Origin of the sequence: Tellurirhabdus bombi (genome assembly GCF_021484805.1) — a bacterium.
GTDB classification, from domain to species: Bacteria; Bacteroidota; Bacteroidia; order Cytophagales; family Spirosomataceae; genus Tellurirhabdus; species Tellurirhabdus bombi.
On record NZ_CP090557.1, the window covers coordinates 802,961 to 821,133 of the forward strand.

The following is an 18,173-nucleotide window of genomic DNA, read 5'->3' on the forward strand; positions in this document are numbered from 1 at the left end:
TCGACCACTGTAGCGCTTTTTTATGAAAAATTGGATCATTACGGGATTATTCCTCCTTAGTTGGCTAGTAACCACGGCTCAGCCGGTCAATCCTGCCGCTCAACCCAAACCGACGCGCTGGCAAACGGATTATTGGCCTGCCCGCTGGATTATCCACCCGACAACCTCGCCGCGTACGTACGGCATTTATCACTTTCGTAAGTCGTTTAACCTGGCTCAGAAACCAAGCCGCTTCGTTGTTCACGTAACGGGCGACAATCGTTACCGCCTGTTTGTCAATGGCAAACCTGTCGTTTTTGGGCCCGCCCGGAGCGATACGCAAAACTGGTATTACGAAACCGTAGACATTGCGCCTTACCTGAACAACGGCAAAAATACGCTGGCAGCGCAGGTATGGCACCTGGCCGAGCAGGCCCCGTTTTCGCAGATGAGTTACCAACTGGGCTTTTTGTTACAGGGTGATACTGATGCAGAAAAGGTGGTCAATACCGACCAAAGCTGGAAAGTTTTTCACAATCCGGCCTACAGTCCCGTGGTGAATGACAATGCCAAACTGCGCACCTACATCGTAGTGGGTGCCGGCGACCGCGTCGAAGGTGCCAAATACCCCTGGGGCTGGGAGCAGCCGAATTTCAAAGATGAATCCTGGCCCGAAGCAAAAGTTTTTGGCTATCCGACCAAACCGAGAGGCCTGGGCACGGATGGCAACTGGGCGCTCGTTCCGCGTCCGATTCCGCTGATGGAAGAATTTCCGCAGCGACTCAAAGCGGTTCGTCGGGCTGAATACGTCAAAATGAAAGATGAGTTTTTACAGGGCAAAGACCCCGTGAAAATTCCGGCCCGTACCCGCGCCGTGTTCCTGCTCGATCAGGGTCACCTGACGAATGCGTATCCCGAACTGAAGGTGAGCAAAGGCAAAGACGCGGTAATTACGCTGGCTTACGCCGAAGCGCTGGTGGATAGCAAAGGGCAGAAAGGCAACCGAAACGAGATTGACGGACGCCGCGTGCTTGGTTTTGAAGATCAGTTTGTGGCGGATGGCGAGGAAAACCGCGTTTTTCGTCCGCTTTGGTTCCGAACGTATCGCTATTTGCAAATCACGGTTGAAACGGAACGAGAACCACTCATTCTGAATGATTTAACGGGGCAGTTCACGGGCTATCCTTTTCAGGAAAAAGCGCGTTTTGCCAGCAATGACCCCAGCCTGAAAGACATCTGGAACGTAGGCTGGCGAACAGCGCGGCTCTGCGCGGGGGAGAATTATTACGATTGCCCCTATTACGAGCAGTTGCAATACACGGGCGACACCCGCATTCAGTCGCTGATTTCGCTGTATGTATCGGGCGATGACCGGCTCATGCGCAAAGCCTTAACCGATTATGAACACAGCCGATTTAACGACGGTCTGACGCAAAGTCGCTACCCCAGCGCGGATTTTCAGGTGATTCCTACGTTTTCGCTGTATTGGGTCTGTATGGTGTATGATTACTGGATGCACCGGCAAGACGATGCGTTCGTGAAATCCATGCTGAAGGGAGTCACCGACGTACTCGACTGGCACGAAAAACGCCTGGCCCCCGAAGGTTTGAACGGTCCGCTGGAATGGTGGAATTTTGTCGATTGGTCGAAATGGGACGCGCCGGGCGAAGGCATGGGCGGCGTACCTACCGGAGCGCGGAAAGGCGGTTCTGCCGTCCTGACGTTGCAGCAGGCGTATACCTTCCAGCGAGCGGCTAATCTGTTTTATTATTACGGGAAAAATCAACAGGCGGAGCATTACCGCGCCCTGGCGCTGCGCATGACCAAAGCGGTGTACGGACGTTGCTGGGACGCCAAAAAAGGCCTGATTGCCGATACGCCTGACAAGACTAAATTCAGCCAGCACGCCAATATTTGGGCGGTGCTAACGGATGCGGTTCCGGCGGCTCAGCAAAAGGTGCTGCTGCAAAAAGTAATGACCGATCCCAGCCTCATTCAGGCGACGTTTTACTTTAAATTTTACCTGTTTCAGGCGCTGAAGAAAACGGGCATGGCCGATCAATACGTTCCGATGCTGCAACCCTGGCGCGATATGTTGGCGATGGGCTTAACCACCTTTGCCGAAAACCCCGAGCCAACCCGCTCCGATTGCCACGCCTGGAGCGCATCACCCAACTACGAGTTTCTAGCGACAGTTTGCGGCATCAATCCGGCATCACCGGGCTTCAAATCGGTGAGCATTACGCCGTATCTGGGCACCCTGGAATTTGTGGAAGGTTCCATGCCGCACCCCGCCGGCGAGATTTCGGTTCGGTTCGAAAAAGGCGCTACGGGCAGTCTGAAAGGGTTTGTTTCTTTACCCAACAACCTTACCGGTACACTGCGCTGGCAGGGCAAAACGCTGGAACTGCAAGGTGGCCGACAAGAGATAAGCCTCTAAAATACCGACGCATCCGTATTTCAACAGGGATTGCCGTGGCTCAGAGAAAATAGAGCTGCGACAATCCCTTATCTTTGCGCTATGCTTTTTGAAGACACGTACCGAACGATTGACCAACCAACAACCGGCGAATTCCGCGATAAGGGCAGCAAATTCCTGGCGTATGCTTTTCCAATTCGGACGGAAGAAGAGGTAAAGAACCACCTCCAGGCCCTTCGCGCGGAACACCCCAAGGCCCGGCACCACTGCTTTGCCTGGCGGCTGGGTCTTGGTCGCGACAACTACCGCGTAAACGATGACGGCGAACCCAGCGGCACGGCCGGACGACCCATTCTGAACACGCTTTATTCGCAGGATTTAACCAATATTCTGGTGATTGTGGTGCGGTATTTTGGTGGCACGTTGCTGGGCGTTCCGGGGCTGATCAATGCCTACAAAACGGCTACCGTCGAAGCGTTGGTGAATGCGGTTGTTGTTTCCAAAACCATCAACGAAATCTACCGCATTGAGGTTGGTTTCGAGCGCCTGAACGACGTGATGAAACTCATCAAAGAGCAGCAACTGACTGTTCTTCAGCAGTCGTTTAATCAGGAATGTACGCTTGAGATCGAGCTGCGGCGCACCTTGGTCAACGTTGTTATTGGTCGCCTGGAAAAGATGGAAGGCGTGCAGGTTACGTTTGTTGGCTAGTTTCTGCTTTGGCAAACGGCCATTGCTTCCGTATTCGCGTCGAAATCAGGAAAGCAATAATGCCCAAACCAATCACCGTTAAGCCGGAGAGCATGAACGAAATTCCGGTTGAGATAAAAATAAACGCCCAAACGGCAATGGCCAGCAGCACCGGCAGCGGATAAAGCGGCATCCGAAACGGAAACGATGTTTTTTTCCGGCTATGCAAAATCAAAAGCCCCACGGCCTGCCCAATAAACTGCACCAGAATCCGCATGGCCAGAATCGCCGTGATGACATCGGATAACTTAAACAACAGGCTAAAGACAAAAGCGACGCCACCCAGAAACAAAAGCGAAACGTAGGGAAACTGCCGGGTGGGGTGCAGCTTTGCGAAGATAGAGAAAAACTGGCCGTCGGCTGCCGCCGCATAGGGAACCCGCGAATAGCCCAACAAAACGGCAAAAAGCGACGAAAACGCCACGATCAACACCATAAATGTAGCCACGCGAGCCGCGTTTGCACCGTATAGACGCTCAATAAATGTGCTGACAATGAATGTACTATTCTGGGCTTCCTGCCAGGGAATGACGCTCACCACGCTGGTATTCATCAGCAAATACAGGGCAGCGATCCCAAAGACAGACAGGAACATGCTGAGCGGAATGATGCGGGAAGGATTTTTGATTTCACCGCCTAGGTGGCAAACGTTGTAATAGCCTAAATAGCAATAAATCGTTTTGACTGAAGCCGCTCCTAAACCAGCTCCGGCAACACTGCTGAAAAAGGACCCGTCTTCGGGAATCGGCAACGAGAAAGAATAATGTCCACTGCTCAGGCCACCCCAGATAATCCAACCGACCGTAGCCAGTACGCAGCCCCAAAGCACCATCCCGATTCGGCCAATGGAATCAACACGCCGATACAAGAGCAGAACCACCAGAATGACGGCACCCCCCGAAACGGCTTTCAGCGTCCACCCTTCCAGCGGCACCAGATACGAAGCATACTGCGCAAAACCGATTGATCCCGACGCCACTACCAAAGGCGCCTGAATAAGTGTCTGCCAGACCAGCAGAAATGAAAACAGCTTTCCCCAGCGATTTTCGCCGTAAGCGATTTTCAAAAAGCTGTAACTCCCACCCGCCATCGGATACGCCGCGCCTAACTCAGCCCAAACCATCGCATCGATCAGCGAAACCACCGCGCCCAGCACCCAGGCCCAGATAAAATACGGCCCATTCATGATCTGAATAACCAGGGGCAGAACCACAAAAGGCCCAATTCCCACCATATCGATCATATTCAGGGCGGTGGCGGGCAGTAAACCCAAGCGCCGGGGAAGTTCTTCGGAACTGAGATTTTCGGTAGTTGTAGACACAGAGCGCGAGGTTATACGAAATAAGTTGGTGAATGAGCATAGGCAATGCCCATGCCAGTAACCACATCCCGGCGGGCTTCGTTCAACGCAAAAGGCACAAAAAAAGGCTTCCTTTGTCGAGAAGCCCTTTTTTGTTGCATTAACCTATCTAGACGTCACAGATTTGCACCGCCTGCCGCAGGGATGTCATCGGATCGCGTTTTGGAATAAACTCCTGACCAACGAAGCCTTTGTAGCCCGTTTCGACAATGGCTTTCATGACGGCTGGGTAGTAAATCTCCTGCGTTTCGTCAATTTCCGCCCGGCCCGGGTTACCGCCTGTGTGGTAATGACCGATGTATTTGTGGCTATCCTTAATTGTCCGGATGATGTCGCCTTCCATGATCTGCATGTGGTAAATATCGTACAGCAGCTTGAAATTTTCCGAACCAATGCGTTTGCACAATTCAACGCCCCAGGCCGTGTGGTCGGCCATGTAGTTTTTATGGTTTACCTTGCTGTTCAGCAGTTCCATTACCAGCACGATGCCGTGTTTTTCGGCGCTGGCCATGAGCCTTTTCAAGCCTTTTGTGCAGTTTTCGAGACCTTGCTCGTCGTTCAGGTCTGCCCGACGGTTTCCCGAGAAACAGATGACGTTTTTCATCCCTGCTTCTTTTACTTTGGCGAAATTAGCTTCGTAGCTGGCCACCAGTTCATCGTGCAGATTCGGGTCGTTGAAACCTCTTTCGATGCCTTTTCCACCGCCGTAAACAATTGCGGAAGTTAATCCGTATTTTTTCAGGATTGGCCAGTGTTCGGCATTAGTCAACTCAACAGACTGAAGGCCAATTTCTTTGGCGTTTTTGCACAGATCCTCAAACGGGATTTTGCTGTAACACCACTGGCATACCGAATGGTTGATGTTGCCTTTGAGCTTCGGCGCTACCGCTTGAGTCGTTTGCTCGAGGGAGGCAGCCAGTGAATCGACGACTGGCAACGTCAGCGCCGACCCAGCGAGGGTTTTCAAAACGATACGGCGAGAAGATTTTTGCATATGTATTGATTGAGCAAATCCGTGAAGATGGCCTGAAAGCTGCTGAGGGCAGCGCCCGCCATCTTCACGCTTTACAGTTAGAGTTCACGAATCCGAATATTCCGAAACCAAACTTTATCGCCGTGGTCTTGCAGCGCAATACTTCCTTTGGCGTATTTACCGAAACCTTCCCAGCCTTTGAACTTGCTTTCGCTCACCATTTTGTCCCATTCCGGACCGGTGGTTGGATATTCCAGCACTTTCTTGCCGTTCTGGTAATGTTCTGCTTTGCCGTTGTTCACCACAATCCGGATTTTGTTCCATTCACCGGCGGGTTTTGCGGGTGCCGATGGGGGCAGCATATCATAGAGTGAGCTGGATTTGCGGTTGCCATTCTTGCCTGCTTTTGCATCGGGGTGACGCTCATCGTCCAGCACCTGTACTTCCGGGCCGGTTTGGTAAGGCTGACCGAATTTGCTGTCTTCGTGAACGTGGTACATGATCCCGCTGTTGCCACCTTCCGAAATTTTCCATTCCAGTTCCAGCTCAAAGTTTTCGTACTCTTTGTCTGTCACCAGATTTCCACCGCCTCTGCCTGTCAGGACCATGGCGCCATCTTCAATTTTCCATTTGTCAGACACGTCTTTTTTCAGGTATCCATGCCATCCTGCAAACGACTTTCCATCAAAAATCTTTTCCCATTTGCCTTTTTTAGGCGCGTTCGTTGCCTGTGCTGGAGCGACAATTCCAACGGCAAGTGCCAGGAGTGCAACATGACTCCATTTTTTCACTAAATTTTTCATAAAAATGATAAGTTGGGAGCTAGGTTCTCTCTTCCCGAAGAGAAGAATTTGGCAATATTAGAAAACCTCCTCCGACCCAGCAACTTTTTTGCGTAAAAGCTCAAAAAAGACAAAATATAATTAATTCGATCGGTTTAAACACCTGCCCTAATAACTGTTTTTTTCAATCTTGCCGTATAAAACCGCCGCTATAAATTAATTTGCCCCGATTGCCTCATCGGCTAAATACCGCAACGAAGCCAGAAGTATGGCGAACAAAAAAAGGGCGACCTGTTGGCCGCCCTTATATAAGCTAAATATATAACTAGCTTTTATCTTCTTCCTTGGTGCTGTCATCCTTGTTGTCATAACCCATGTGGTGTGGGTCATAGCCTTCCTTTGGATTGTCGCCTTCTTCCAGGTAAGTTGCTCCCTGGCGATTGAAAAGCGCTTCATCCGATGGGTTATCAGGAATGCCTTCTATGCTGCTCGGCCAGCCACTATCTGTGTTGGCTGGTTGGTTAGCAGCATCGCGCCGACTGTTTTCAATGGCCTGTGGATCAACATCCCATTCCTGCGTAGTACCGTGGTTATCAGGACCTGCTTCGCGTTCGTGGTTAGCCGCGTTTTCGTCCTTGCTTGCGCTGGTTCTTTGCGACTCACTACCCTGGTCTTTCGGCTGCACAGAATTGAACGTACCGACTCCTACACCTTCGCTCGGTGCCCCGAAATCAGATATTCCGTGTTGGTAGGGATCTTTTGAATAAAACTCCGGTGCTTTGTTATCCGGATCAAAAGCGCTGGGGGTATTTTCGGTATCCTCTATTTTGTTTTCGTTTATATTTTCTCTGTTTTCCATGGCATAATGAGCTTAGTTCATAAAAGAATCTCCCTTAATAACTCCAAAACGAAGCGAGTGTTTTAAGTCTCCAGGGGGATTCTATCCCTCAGAAGCACGAAATTTTAAGAGTAAGTATGGGTTAACCGGACTGACTAACCGCCTGCTTGGCAAGGTACTCCTTGGGGCTCATGCCCGTCATTTGCTTGAACGCCCGCTGGAAAGTAGCCTGAGAGTTGAAACCGCAGTCGAAGGCAATCCCGATCATGGTCAAATGGGCCTTGGCGGGCTGGGTCAGGCGTTGTTTCACTTCTTCCAGCCGGTATTCGTTCACAAAGGTGTTGAAGCTCTTACCAAGATGCTGATTCAAAACCGCAGAAATCGTCTTGGCGGGTATTTGCAATTGACGGCCCAGTTTTTCTACCGTTAATTCGGGATCGAGATACAGTTTCTGCTCGGTCATTGCCTGCTGCAACCGGGTGGCGGTTTCCTGAACGACGTCCTGCGCCAACGCCGCTGCCGCCTTTTTACGAATGGGTTCTCTGGGTTCGGTGCTGCGTGCATGCAGATATCCCCGCAAGCCTAACCAGTAAATCATCACCGCAATTGGAATATAAATTGGATACCAGCCAAACGTATCCAGGAGCTGGTTTCGGTAAGCCGGTGCAATATAAGGCACCAGAAAAAAGAGCCAAATCAGTTGAAAAGCCAGAAAAATGGTTAAAAATAGCCGGAGCCAGGGCAGGTTGCTTTGCGTCTGCTCCGAAATTGACGCAGCACGTTCCTGCCGAAGCAGCCAGCGCCGCGTCAGGCCCAGGTAGATCGTTAGGGACAACCAGCGTGGAATATCCGCATAGGCATTATACTCGTCCATCACCTGACCCCACTCCGGGCCGGTTTTGGGACTGACTAGTTTCAAAACTACTCCCAGTAGAAATGTCCAGCCAATCAGAGGCGCACCCCAGTCCAGGATGGTTGGATAAAAATGCAGGCGCTCTTTTTTGCCAAGCCGAAAATCCGGTTCCAGCAGCGACCGGGTGTAAAAATAAATCAGTGGCCCGATGGGCATCACGTTGATCAGAGAGGTCAGTTCCAGCGCCAGTCGGACGAATGAATTTTGTACCGGAATGCCTACCGCCAGACTAGCCATGGCCAGTAACCCAATCAAAAAAGCCAGCAACCGGTTGGATAAGCGCCTTCCTTTGGGGTTAAACCACAGCAGCCCTGCCAGAATAAATCCCTGGCAGGCACCCAGGAGCAGAATCAGATCTAAAGGAGGAATCGTCATGCAGGAAAACTACCAAATCTGCCGCTCTTTCGCCAATCCAGGCTCATTAACTTTATTGCTGGCGGGTACGTTCAAAAACACAAAAGTCGCCGTACGGGACGCACGGCGACTTTCAACTCATTAACTATTTATCTTAGCCTCTTCTTCCATAAAAGCCACCACGGTCATACGATTTGTAGGTGTCCTGGTAGGCTACCCATTTCTGACGCTGCTTTTTGGTCAGTACATCCAGCATCTCTTGCTGTTTTTTCTGTAGAGTGCGTTGGTAAGCCTGTGGCGAGCGGCGTTGCAGCGCCATAAGTTCGCGTCTGTCGTAGCGATCTTCGATGAGTTTCAACTCTTTTTCCTGCTTGCGTGACAAGTCAACAACGGCGTCCAGGCGGTCGATACGAATGTCTTCCTGATTATTATCTAAACGGGCATTAGCCGGTGTATTATAAGGAGCTGCGGGGCGGACTTTACCAACATTGTTAGCCCGTTGCGCGATAGCGCTTCCGGTAGAAAATACAGCTAAAGTGACGAGGGCGATGATGGTGTTTTTCATGGTCTGTTCAGTTGTTTTATTGTCGTAACTATTGGTTAGAGAACAGACAGGCACCCGCGTTTAATCACCCTTTTGGCCTTTTCGACCGAGAGCTGGTTTTAATAGATCAGTCGGGCATTTTCACCGATGAGTGGCGTTTTAAAATTAATCGGGCTGAGAAGGCAGACGCTCCGACGACGCTTTACGGGTTATGCGGTACTGCACGTTAAGCACCACATTATTTTTGCCCGAAGCCGCAATGGGTTTAAAAACGCCCTGATCAAACGAGGCTGGGTTGTAATTGGTCTGATTCACCCAACCAAGCTGAAACACCCAGTGCTTGTCCAGCTGGTAGCCAACACCGCCATAAAGCCGGTTTCGTTCGAACGTTGGCCCTTTCGGATTCAGGAATATTTCGTCGTAGGCGGCCAGAAAAACGGTTTTGGCTTTGATAGTTGGCTTGTTCAGCGGCAGAAAGCCGTAGAAGCGATAGCGAATCCGGTTGCGGTAAGGATAGGTTCCGTCGCGAAATTTAAACCAGCGTTGTTCTACGCGGTAGCGGTGCTCAAAGCGCAGACGCGATAAAAACTGATTGATAACCAGTTGTTGCCAAAGCCGCCCTTCGGTGTTGAGCGGGCCGTCTTCCAACGCCTGATAATCGTACGTGGCGTAGCGCCCACCCGCCAGCGTTGCCGTAAAGTTCGGATTAAGGTCGTAGCTAATGCCGCCTTTGATTTCACTGTAGAAAAACTCCCGTCCCAGTGAATTGCTTCGGGACTGCACTTCTGCAAAGCCACCCCATTTTTTTTCACCCCCCGACATTTGCACAGTACCGATCAGCCAGGTCCCCCAGGGGGCCGGATTAGTGGTAGATGTCTGGGCGAATAAGCCCCTGGCGGAGCTTGCTAACAAACAGACTGTTAACCAAAAAGATAAGCGTAAAGACAACACAATAATAGAGTAAGGAACGAGGCCCAAAATTACGCAAGGTTAAGGAAATGTAACCTCAGGAATTCCATTATTAACAATTCCATAATATTAGCGTAACAAATCCTCGTCAATTACCCTTTATAACGGAGAATTTTGTGCCATTTGCCTGACTTATAGGGCGTCGTACGAACTACCGTACCGGTGTAAGGCGCTTCAATTAATTGCTGATTACCCACGTAAATGCCCACGTGCGACCACTGGTTGTTCTTGTGTTTGCGCACGAGTAAATCGCCGGGCTGCGGATTTCCAGAAACGGTTTTCATGTCCGGACTGTTGACAATACCCACCACGGCGCTGCTTCCACCGCCCCGCCGATACTGGATTCCGACATCGCTGAACACGTAATTAACGAGTCCCGAACAATCCAGCGTCCCCCGATTGGTCTGCCGGTTAAAGGACGGGCTTCCGTAAGGCACGCCCAAATACGCAAAGGTTTGGGCCGCAATTCGCTCGCCCACCGTTCCGTGCTGGTTCAGGGCCGGTTTAGGCGTCACGCGGGGAAGCACAAACCGCAATAAGGGATAAACAAGGCTATTTTTGATTCCGCTGAAACTGGCCGTCTGGCGTAGGTTACAAACCAATTTTGTTAGTGGCGCGGGCCGGGGCTGGAAATAATGGTTGTAGTCAACTTCAAGATGTTTCCGATCAATGATGTTTTCCAAGAGGAAAAGCAACTCAGCATCCGTGGCCAAACTGCCGAATTTTTCTTTCAAAGCTGCCTGATACTGCCGGTAAAACGTTTGCCCCGTTGACTGAGCCAGAGCCGGGGTTCCGAGCAGGATGAACAGCGCACAAATCCATCGCTTCATTGATAGGCAACGAATTAGCGCGCAAAAATAGTTTCGGTAGAAAGCCTAAATTCAGGAAGTTCTGTAAAATCCAGCCTTATTATCCGATTGAAAATAAGGCTGGATTTCCGTGTTTATCGGCGTTTCAGCAAGCCAACAGCCTGTACCAACTGGATCAACACGACGGGGAAGATACCCGCAATTGCGATCAAAATCAGTTCGGGGCCGCGCATGGGTTGAATGGATAACACCTGGCTCAGGAACGGCACGTAATACGTCACGACCAGAATCAGCATACAAAGCACGATGGCGTACCAGATGTATCGGTTGCGGGTGATTTCGTTCACAAAAAATGCTTTTTCGGAGTGCAGATTAAAAACGTGCATGATTTGCGCAAACGAAAGCGCGTAGAACGTCAGGTTGTTGCCTTCTTGCTCCGTTAAACCCCAGTATTTGATTCCCACAATGTAGGCACCCAGTACAGAAATCGTAATGGCCAAGGCATAAAAAGCCACTATACGCCAGTCCCGGTTGCTCAGAATTGGGGTTTTCGGATCGCGCGGCGGCTGCTTCATCAGCTCGCCATTTTCGCGGCCTACGCCCAGCGCCAGCGCGGGGAAAACGTCGGTAACAATATTGATAAATAGAATTTGTAGCGGCAGCAATGGCGTACCTACGTTCAGGAAACCCGCGAACGTAACCACAAAAATTTCGCTTAGATTACAGGACAGCAGGAACAGCACAAACTTGCGGATGTTCTCGAAAATCACCCGCCCCTGCGCAATGGCGGCCACAATGGACGAAAAGGAGTCGTCTTTCAGCACCATATCCGCCGTTTCGGCGGCGACCTGCGTTCCCCGCAGTCCCATCGCAATACCGATGTCGGATTTTTTCAACGCGGGCGCATCATTCACCCCGTCGCCCGTCATTCCGACAATATCGCCATGCTCCTGGTACAGCTCAATCATGTCGAGCTTCTGGGCCGGACTTACCCGCGCAAAAACCCGCGCTTCCATCAGTTTCTTCTTATCCGCTTCACTCAGCTCTTTCAGGGGTTTTAAGTCTTTCCCGGTCAACACGATTTCCTCCCCCGCCTCAATCAATTTCACCTTCGACGCAATGGTTAAGGCGGTCGCGGGGTGGTCGCCGGTTACCATAATGACTTTGATTCCCGCCTCGCGGCAGGCTTCCAGGGCGGGGGTTACTTCCGTGCGCGGTGGGTCTAAAAAGCCAATCAAGCCTACATAAATCAGGTCTTTATCGGCAAAATCGTCCCCTGGCTTTTCGGATACTTCCCGATAGGCAAACGCCAGCGTTCGCAGCCCATCCGCCGCCATTTTCTCGGATATTTCGTACTGGCTTTTCCGAAGATTTTCGTCAACCGACGTACAACGTTCCAGAACTTCCTCGGCGGCGCCTTTGACGGCAACAAAATAAGGTGCAGATTCTTTATTTCCGGGTGTCTTGTGTAACGTGCCCATTATCCGCGTATCGGAGCTAAAGGCTTTCTCCCCTTCGCGCGGAAACTCTTTGATGATCTCGTCAGGATTAAAGCCCGCCCCCCAGGCAAACTTCAGCAGGGAAACTTCCACCGGGTCGCCCACTTCTTTTTCCTCTTCCCCAACCAGGTCATAATCGGCATTATTACACAAAACCGCTACGTGAATCAGTTGATCAAAAAGGGCGGCTTCGGTAATATTTTCGTCACCTTCAACCACGGCCAGCTTTTTGGCTTTTGCATCTACGTCTACTTCGGCCTTTTGTTCGGGCAATTGAATCGTGTTTACCTCAATCCGGTTTTGGGTTAAGGTGCCGGTTTTATCCGTAAAAATGACGTTCGTTCCGCCCAACGTTTCCACCGCCGACAGACGCTTGACAATTACTTTTTTCTCCGCCAACCTTAGCATTCCGTAGGCCAGCGCAATCGTGGCCACCACCGACATTCCTTCGGGAATCGCCGCAATAGCCAGCGCCAGGGCCGTTTCAACCAAGCGTAGCGGTTCTTCTTTTCGGATCAGACCCACCACCAGAAACAAAGCAGCCAGGCCAACCGTAACCCAGATTAATACTTTCGCCAGGGAGTCCAGTTTGGCTTCCAGCGGGGTTGCCGTGCGTTTGGCCTCCTCGACCATCGTGGCAATTTTGCCCAGCTCCGTTTTCTGGCCAATGCCCGTCACAATCGCCTTCCCGTTGCCGCTCGTCACGGGCGTGCCTTTGAACAGGCGGTTGTGCTGGTCGCCCAGAGGCGCATCGGCGGCGGCAATGTCCGTATTTTTTTCAACCGGCAGTGATTCACCGGTCAGGGCCGATTCGTCGATTTGTAGCTGGTTGGCTTCAAATATATTCGCATCGGAAGCAACGACATCGCCCGCTTCGACAATCAGCACATCGCCAATGGTCACCTCTTCCGAGGAGATTTCGCGCACTCGTCCGTCACGCAGCACGCGCGCGGGCGTTGTATCCATTTTGCGGAGCGCCTCCATCGACTGGCGGGCGTTCCATTCGAGCACAAAGCCAGTAATGGCGTTGATGAGCAGCACGGCAATAATGGCAAACCCTTCGACAGTCTCGCCTAGAAAAAAGGAAATGCCCGCCGCCGCCGCCAGGATGTATACAATAACACCCGTGAACTGACGCCCCAGAATAGCCAGCCAGCTTTCCTGCTTGGTTTCCTGTAGGGCGTTCGGGCCAAATTCTTCATATCGCCGGGAAGCTTCGTCGGCAGAGAGGCCCGTTTTAATATCGATTTTTAAGTCTTCCCGCAACTGGTCAATGGACAACTGATGCGCATGGTCAGGAGTAGTAATTGAGGTTGGCATAATGTGAGTAGGGATGTGTAGCTAAATTTCTAACTGGTAGGGAACCAACTTGTTCTATTTTATTCGTATCCCGAATAGCAGCCAATTTAGACCATTTCACCGCTCTGGCAACTTAAATTCAATACATTCTTTTGGCGCTGTCTGTCAATGAACTCATTCTTCCCTTTTCTCCACTGAACAGGTAGATTCAAAAAACTTTTCTTTTTTAAAGCTACCCGCAAGTTTTTATTCCAGATTGCATTCTACTAATCAACGACTCAATCTTTGATCGTTTGGACCTAGCACAACTTATCAGTGACCTAAAAAAAGGTGATCGGATCGCGTTTCGACAGTTGGTTGAGGCGTACCAAAGCCGCGTTTACAACACGGTCCTGGCTATTGTGCAGCAACCCGAAGAGGCCGAAGACGTAGCGCAGGAGGTATTTGTCCAGATTTTTGAAGCTATTCAGCAGTTTGGTGGAGAGATGAAACTAACCGCCTGGATCTATCGGATTGCCACCACCAAAGCCCTGGAAGCCTACCGAAAGCGCCACGCCCGAAAACGGTTCGCGTTTTTTACGCAGTTGTTTCGCTCCGAGGCCGATGGTTCCGTGGATGATCGGCTACATCCGGTCGATTTTGTCCATCCGGGCATTAAACTAGAGCAGCAGGAACGTTCACGTATTCTGTTCAGCGCGATTAACCGATTGTCGGAGCAACAAAAGGTGGCCTTTACCCTCCACCATATTGAAGGACTTAGCTATCAGGAAATTACGGAAGTCATGCAAACATCGCTGCCCGCTGTTGAGTCATTGCTACACCGGGCGAAAACCAATTTACGCCGTAGTCTGGCGGGCTATTATCGGGAAGATTTTGATGTTTAAACAAGAACGTACATGAAAGATTCTGAACATATAGAAGAAGTTAACCAAACGCTTCGTTCCCTTACCGGCATCGAGCGGGCCAACCCAAAACCCTTTTTCATGACCCGGTTGGAAACCCGGCTGGAAACCCGGTTGGAGACCCGGTTGGAGCGCCATTCGACTGAAACGCAGCGATTTCGTCCGGCTTACCTAGCCGCTTCCCTGGGTTTGGTTTTCCTGCTTAATGTATCGGCCTTGCTTCTTTATCAGGATCAGTTAACCGCCGAAGATCAGCAGGCAGTCGAAAATCTTGCCGCTGAATGGACGATGGAATCCATCAAGTTAGATCAGTAAATCGTATGCCTGAATCCAAAAAGCTTTACTGGCTCTGGGGCGCGATTGGCCTTTTGTTCCTGCTAAATCTGGCAACGATCAGTTGGATTTTGCTGCGGCCAAAACCGAATCGCCCCAACCAGCCGCATTCGGAAGCGATGCTAATTAAACGCCTCGGCTTCTCGAGGGAGCAACGGACCCGGCACCAAGCCTACCGCAGGGAACTTCGCCAAGCCGTCCGGCAGCACGAAGATAGCCTGCGCCAGTTGCGGACCGATCTGTTTCAACACCTGCGTCAACCGGCGGTTGCTAAAACGACCATTGATGCCTTAGTCAGCCGCATGGAATACCAAAACGGACAAATGATCCGCCTTCGCTTTCGCTATTGGCAACAGGTCCGTGCCCTCTGCACGCCCGACCAGCAAGAACGCTTTGATGGCTTAATTGACCGGTTAATCCAATTTCAGAATCGGCCCAATCGGGCGGGTATTCTCAAACGACGGCAAATTCAGCCTTGAAAAGTTTCGCTGCCACCGCAAGTTTTTCCGCTAAACAGCATTTCTAGAAACAGAAGCCTAATCACCTTAACCAATAAGCGTATGGATGCAGCCAATAAACAACAGCAAATTCAACACCTTTTCTGGCGGGCGGGCTTCGGTGCAACTCCTGAAGTTGTGCAGCGGGAAAGCCGCAAATCCATTTCCAAAGTTGTTCGGGATTTGCTGAAGGATAGCGCTACGTTCAAACCGTTGGCGCTGGTTGACGAATCGCTGGCTGGTCGGAAAGAGTTGCGCAATAAGGCCCGGCAGGGAATGCTCGACCGGGAGCAGCTTAGGCAGCAAATCCGGCAGCAAAATGAACAGATTCGCGATCTAAACGTACTTTGGGTTGAGAAGATGGCGACGGGCGAAAGCGCCTTACGCGAGAAAATGGCCTTTTTCTGGCACGGTCATTTTGCCTGCCGAATCCGGAATCCGGCCGCCGTTCAGCAATACGCCAACACGATTCGCCAGCACGCGCTCGGTACATTCAGCGACCTGCTCATGGCCGTTTCCAAAGAGCCCGCCATGCTTCAGTTTCTGAATAATCAACAGAATCGGAAGAATGCGCCCAACGAAAATTTCGCCCGGGAAGTCATGGAACTGTTCACGCTAGGCCGTGGCGCATATACGGAACACGACATCAAGGACGCTGCCCGCGCCTTTACGGGCTGGGGCTACAACGCCGATTCGGAGTTCGTTTTTCGGAAGAACCAGCACGATGCAGGTCCTAAAACCATCTTCGGTAAAACAGGTAACTTCACCGGGGAGGACGTCATTGGCATGCTGCTGGAACAGAAGCAGACTGCGCGGTTTATCACAGGAAAACTGTATCAATTTCTGGTGAATGACCAGCCTGCTGGCAACGACGAGGTTGTAAATAATCGCCTGGATGCCCTGGCCAGCCAATTCTACAGCAGTGGCTACGACATCGCCAAACTCCTGGAAACGATCCTGACCGCTGACTGGTTTTACGCCCCGGAAAACAGAGGAACCCGCATCAAATCGCCCATCGAGTTATTGGCCGGTATGCAGCATTCGCTGGGTATTCAGTTTGCCCAAAACCAGTCGGTTGTGTTTATCCAGCGGACGCTGGGGCAGGTTCTTTTTTACCCGCCTAATGTAGCCGGATGGCCGGGGGGGCGCTCTTGGATTGATAGCTCCAGCCTGTTGTTTCGCATGAGGTTACCAGACATCATTCTAAAGGCAGACCAGTTGGCTATCCGTCCCAAAGGAGATGGCGACGTAAACACGGAAGCGTTGGACCGCCGGGGTAAAGGTTTCATCAATACACAGGTAGCTTGGACTGATTTTGAGAAGAATTTTGAGAAAGTAAGCGACGACACATTGCCCGACGCACTGGCTCACTACCTACTTCAGCAACCGCTGGGCCAAACCCAACGGGACCTCCTGTTCAAACGGATCAAAACCGGCAGTTCAAGGTCTGAGCAAATCAAGAGCCTGACCATAACCCTGATGGCTTTTCCCGAATACCAACTTTGTTAATGACGCCGGCAACACAGCCATAAAACGATAAACCCATGAAACGGAGAGACTTTCTAAAACGTTCGAGCCTGACCACCGCCGGTACCATGCTCATTCCGAACTTCCTGAAAGCGTTTGAACAGGCCCAACTGGGAACGCCTCCTATTCCCGGAAAAACCCTGGTGATTGTGCAACTTTCGGGCGGGAATGATGGCTTAAATACGGTAGTTCCTTTTCGGAATGACATCTATTACCGGGAACGTCCTACACTGGCTATTCCCAAAGAAAAAGTCCTCTCGCTCAACGACGAAATCGGCTTTCACCCGGCGCTGGAACCGCTAAAAGCGCTGTATGATGACGGCTTGGTTACGGTTGTCAACAACGTGGGTTACCCTAACCCTGACCGCTCCCACTTCCGGTCGATGGATATTTGGCAGACAGCGAGTCGATCCGACCAATACCTGTCAACGGGTTGGGTGGGCCGCTTCCTGGACTCCAATTGCGCCGGATCGTCCCAGAACGCCGCGACCTGCTCCCCCCACCGCGCCATTGAAGTAGACGATACGTTGAGTTTGGCTTTAAAAGGCGATCAGGTCAATGGTTTAGCCTTGCTAGACCCCAAAAAGCTTTACAACCAGACCCGAAGCGACTTGGTAAAAGGGCTCACTAAAACGCAACAAAGCGACGGCGCGGCAGACAATCTCCACTATTTATACAAAACCCTGGCCGAAACAGCGTCGTCGGCGGCCTATGTGTACGACAAATCGAACCGGGGCGGCGCACCCGTTCACCGCACCAGCGGCACCTATCCCACTAGCGAGCTGGGGAGTCGGCTAAAGACGGTTTCGGAACTGATTCAGTCGGGCGTGGCCACCAGTGTTTATTACATTTCTATTTCGGGATTCGACACGCACATCAACCAGCCGGGACAGCAGGAACGGCTTCTGCGGCAATATGCCGACGCCGTCGGCGCGTTTATGGCCGACATGAAAGCGACCAACCGGCAAAACGACGTGTTGCTGATGACGTTTTCGGAATTTGGCCGTCGGGTGAAGCAAAACGCCAGCAACGGAACCGACCACGGTACGGCCAACAATATTTTTCTGATTGGTGGCGATCTGCGACCGGGGAAAGTTTTTAACGAAGCGCCCAACCTGACAAATCTGGATGAGGGCGACTTAAAATACACCGTCGATTTTCGGAATATTTACGCTACCCTCCTGCGCGATTGGCTCAAGGCCGACGATGTGGCTATTCTGGGCCAAAAATTTGACACGCTCCGTTTCGTGTAAGAAATACTTTTACCTACTTATTTCTCCATCCGGCTGCATTCGTGTAGCCGGATTTTGTTTTTAGTGCCCATGCAACGGCATGAGTATAATCTACACAAAACTGCTTTATGGTATTATCCCGTCTGATAATAGTACTCTCAAAAGCTATAGGTTCTTTCATTGACTTCTTTTAT

The 18,173-nt window shown here is 51.2% G+C and carries 16 protein-coding genes; 7 read left to right on the forward strand and 9 right to left on the reverse strand.

Going from position 1 to position 18,173, the window contains the following annotated elements:
- The first annotated feature begins 22 nt into the window (after nt 1-22).
- A complete protein-coding gene (locus tag L0Y31_RS03535) occupies nt 23-2,419 on the forward strand; it encodes a family 78 glycoside hydrolase catalytic domain (protein WP_234735755.1) in 2,397 nt (798 codons plus the stop codon).
- A gap of 81 nt (nt 2,420-2,500) precedes the next feature.
- Nucleotides 2,501-3,109 carry an IMPACT family protein gene (locus tag L0Y31_RS03540; protein ID WP_234735756.1) on the forward strand — a complete coding sequence of 203 codons (609 nt, stop codon included), beginning with the start codon at nt 2,501-2,503 and terminating at the stop codon, nt 3,107-3,109.
- Here L0Y31_RS03540 and L0Y31_RS03545 read toward each other — a convergent pair.
- From L0Y31_RS03545 to L0Y31_RS03585, 9 genes are all read right to left on the reverse strand, one after another.
- Nucleotides 3,093-4,412 carry an APC family permease gene (locus tag L0Y31_RS03545; protein ID WP_407084073.1) on the reverse strand — a complete coding sequence of 440 codons (1,320 nt, stop codon included), beginning with the start codon at nt 4,410-4,412 and terminating at the stop codon, nt 3,093-3,095. The two genes, L0Y31_RS03540 and L0Y31_RS03545, sit on opposite strands and share 17 nt — an antisense overlap.
- Nucleotides 4,413-4,617: 205 nt before the next feature.
- A complete protein-coding gene (locus tag L0Y31_RS03550) occupies nt 4,618-5,502 on the reverse strand; it encodes a hydroxypyruvate isomerase family protein (protein WP_234735758.1) in 885 nt (294 codons plus the stop codon).
- A 77-nt stretch (nt 5,503-5,579) separates the two neighbouring features.
- Nucleotides 5,580-6,284 carry a 3-keto-disaccharide hydrolase gene (locus L0Y31_RS03555; RefSeq protein ID WP_234735759.1) on the reverse strand — a complete coding sequence of 235 codons (705 nt, stop codon included), beginning with the start codon at nt 6,282-6,284 and terminating at the stop codon, nt 5,580-5,582.
- Nucleotides 6,285-6,588: 304 nt separating this feature from the next.
- Nucleotides 6,589-7,122, reverse strand: a complete 534-nt coding sequence (locus tag L0Y31_RS03560) for a hypothetical protein (protein ID WP_234735760.1) — start codon at nt 7,120-7,122, stop codon at nt 6,589-6,591.
- Between the two features lie 121 nt (nt 7,123-7,243).
- Nucleotides 7,244-8,389, reverse strand: a complete 1,146-nt coding sequence (locus L0Y31_RS03565; RefSeq protein ID WP_234735761.1) for a helix-turn-helix domain-containing protein — start codon at nt 8,387-8,389, stop codon at nt 7,244-7,246.
- A gap of 133 nt (nt 8,390-8,522) precedes the next feature.
- Nucleotides 8,523-8,933, reverse strand: a complete 411-nt coding sequence (locus tag L0Y31_RS03570; protein WP_234735762.1) for a hypothetical protein — start codon at nt 8,931-8,933, stop codon at nt 8,523-8,525.
- Nucleotides 8,934-9,077: 144 nt separating this feature from the next.
- Nucleotides 9,078-9,824, reverse strand: coding sequence for a DUF2490 domain-containing protein (locus L0Y31_RS03575; RefSeq protein ID WP_234735763.1), 747 nt, complete (start codon nt 9,822-9,824; stop codon nt 9,078-9,080).
- Nucleotides 9,825-9,973: 149 nt separating this feature from the next.
- Nucleotides 9,974-10,711, reverse strand: coding sequence for a C40 family peptidase (locus L0Y31_RS03580; protein WP_234735764.1), 738 nt, complete (start codon nt 10,709-10,711; stop codon nt 9,974-9,976).
- A 113-nt stretch (nt 10,712-10,824) separates the two neighbouring features.
- Nucleotides 10,825-13,509: a cation-translocating P-type ATPase gene (locus L0Y31_RS03585; protein ID WP_234735765.1), complete on the reverse strand. Its 2,685-nt coding sequence runs from the start codon at nt 13,507-13,509 to the stop codon at nt 10,825-10,827.
- A gap of 272 nt (nt 13,510-13,781) precedes the next feature.
- Here L0Y31_RS03585 and L0Y31_RS03590 point away from each other — a divergent pair, with 272 nt between their 5' ends.
- From L0Y31_RS03590 to L0Y31_RS03610, 5 genes are all read left to right on the forward strand, one after another.
- A complete protein-coding gene (locus L0Y31_RS03590; protein WP_234735766.1) occupies nt 13,782-14,372 on the forward strand; it encodes an RNA polymerase sigma factor in 591 nt (196 codons plus the stop codon).
- A gap of 12 nt (nt 14,373-14,384) precedes the next feature.
- A complete protein-coding gene (locus L0Y31_RS03595) occupies nt 14,385-14,705 on the forward strand; it encodes a cytochrome b family protein (protein ID WP_234735767.1) in 321 nt (106 codons plus the stop codon).
- Between the two features lie 5 nt (nt 14,706-14,710).
- On the forward strand, nt 14,711-15,202 hold the full coding sequence (locus tag L0Y31_RS03600) for a Spy/CpxP family protein refolding chaperone (RefSeq protein WP_234735768.1): 492 nt from the start codon (nt 14,711-14,713) through the stop codon (nt 15,200-15,202).
- Between the two features lie 81 nt (nt 15,203-15,283).
- Nucleotides 15,284-16,729: a DUF1800 domain-containing protein gene (locus L0Y31_RS03605; protein ID WP_234735769.1), complete on the forward strand. Its 1,446-nt coding sequence runs from the start codon at nt 15,284-15,286 to the stop codon at nt 16,727-16,729.
- A 35-nt stretch (nt 16,730-16,764) separates the two neighbouring features.
- Nucleotides 16,765-18,000 (forward strand): DUF1501 domain-containing protein, encoded by a 1,236-nt coding sequence (locus L0Y31_RS03610; RefSeq protein ID WP_234735770.1) that lies wholly within the window; start codon nt 16,765-16,767, stop codon nt 17,998-18,000.
- Nucleotides 18,001-18,173 lie beyond the last annotated feature (173 nt).

What these genes read in the sequence shown, in the direction of transcription:
- L0Y31_RS03535 (WP_234735755.1), top strand. Translation starts at nt 23, where the DNA reads ATGAAAAATTGGATCATTACGGGATTATTCCTCCTTAGTTGGCTAGTA.
- L0Y31_RS03540 (WP_234735756.1), top strand. Translation starts at nt 2,501, where the DNA reads ATGCTTTTTGAAGACACGTACCGAACGATTGACCAACCAACAACCGGC.
- L0Y31_RS03550 (WP_234735758.1), bottom strand. Translation starts at nt 5,502, where the DNA reads ATGCAAAAATCTTCTCGCCGTATCGTTTTGAAAACCCTCGCTGGGTCG.
- L0Y31_RS03555 (WP_234735759.1), bottom strand. Translation starts at nt 6,284, where the DNA reads ATGAAAAATTTAGTGAAAAAATGGAGTCATGTTGCACTCCTGGCACTT.
- L0Y31_RS03560 (WP_234735760.1), bottom strand. Translation starts at nt 7,122, where the DNA reads ATGGAAAACAGAGAAAATATAAACGAAAACAAAATAGAGGATACCGAA.
- L0Y31_RS03565 (WP_234735761.1), bottom strand. Translation starts at nt 8,389, where the DNA reads ATGACGATTCCTCCTTTAGATCTGATTCTGCTCCTGGGTGCCTGCCAG.
- L0Y31_RS03570 (WP_234735762.1), bottom strand. Translation starts at nt 8,933, where the DNA reads ATGAAAAACACCATCATCGCCCTCGTCACTTTAGCTGTATTTTCTACC.
- L0Y31_RS03580 (WP_234735764.1), bottom strand. Translation starts at nt 10,711, where the DNA reads ATGAAGCGATGGATTTGTGCGCTGTTCATCCTGCTCGGAACCCCGGCT.
- L0Y31_RS03585 (WP_234735765.1), bottom strand. Translation starts at nt 13,509, where the DNA reads ATGCCAACCTCAATTACTACTCCTGACCATGCGCATCAGTTGTCCATT.
- L0Y31_RS03595 (WP_234735767.1), top strand. Translation starts at nt 14,385, where the DNA reads ATGAAAGATTCTGAACATATAGAAGAAGTTAACCAAACGCTTCGTTCC.
- L0Y31_RS03600 (WP_234735768.1), top strand. Translation starts at nt 14,711, where the DNA reads ATGCCTGAATCCAAAAAGCTTTACTGGCTCTGGGGCGCGATTGGCCTT.
- L0Y31_RS03605 (WP_234735769.1), top strand. Translation starts at nt 15,284, where the DNA reads ATGGATGCAGCCAATAAACAACAGCAAATTCAACACCTTTTCTGGCGG.
- L0Y31_RS03610 (WP_234735770.1), top strand. Translation starts at nt 16,765, where the DNA reads ATGAAACGGAGAGACTTTCTAAAACGTTCGAGCCTGACCACCGCCGGT.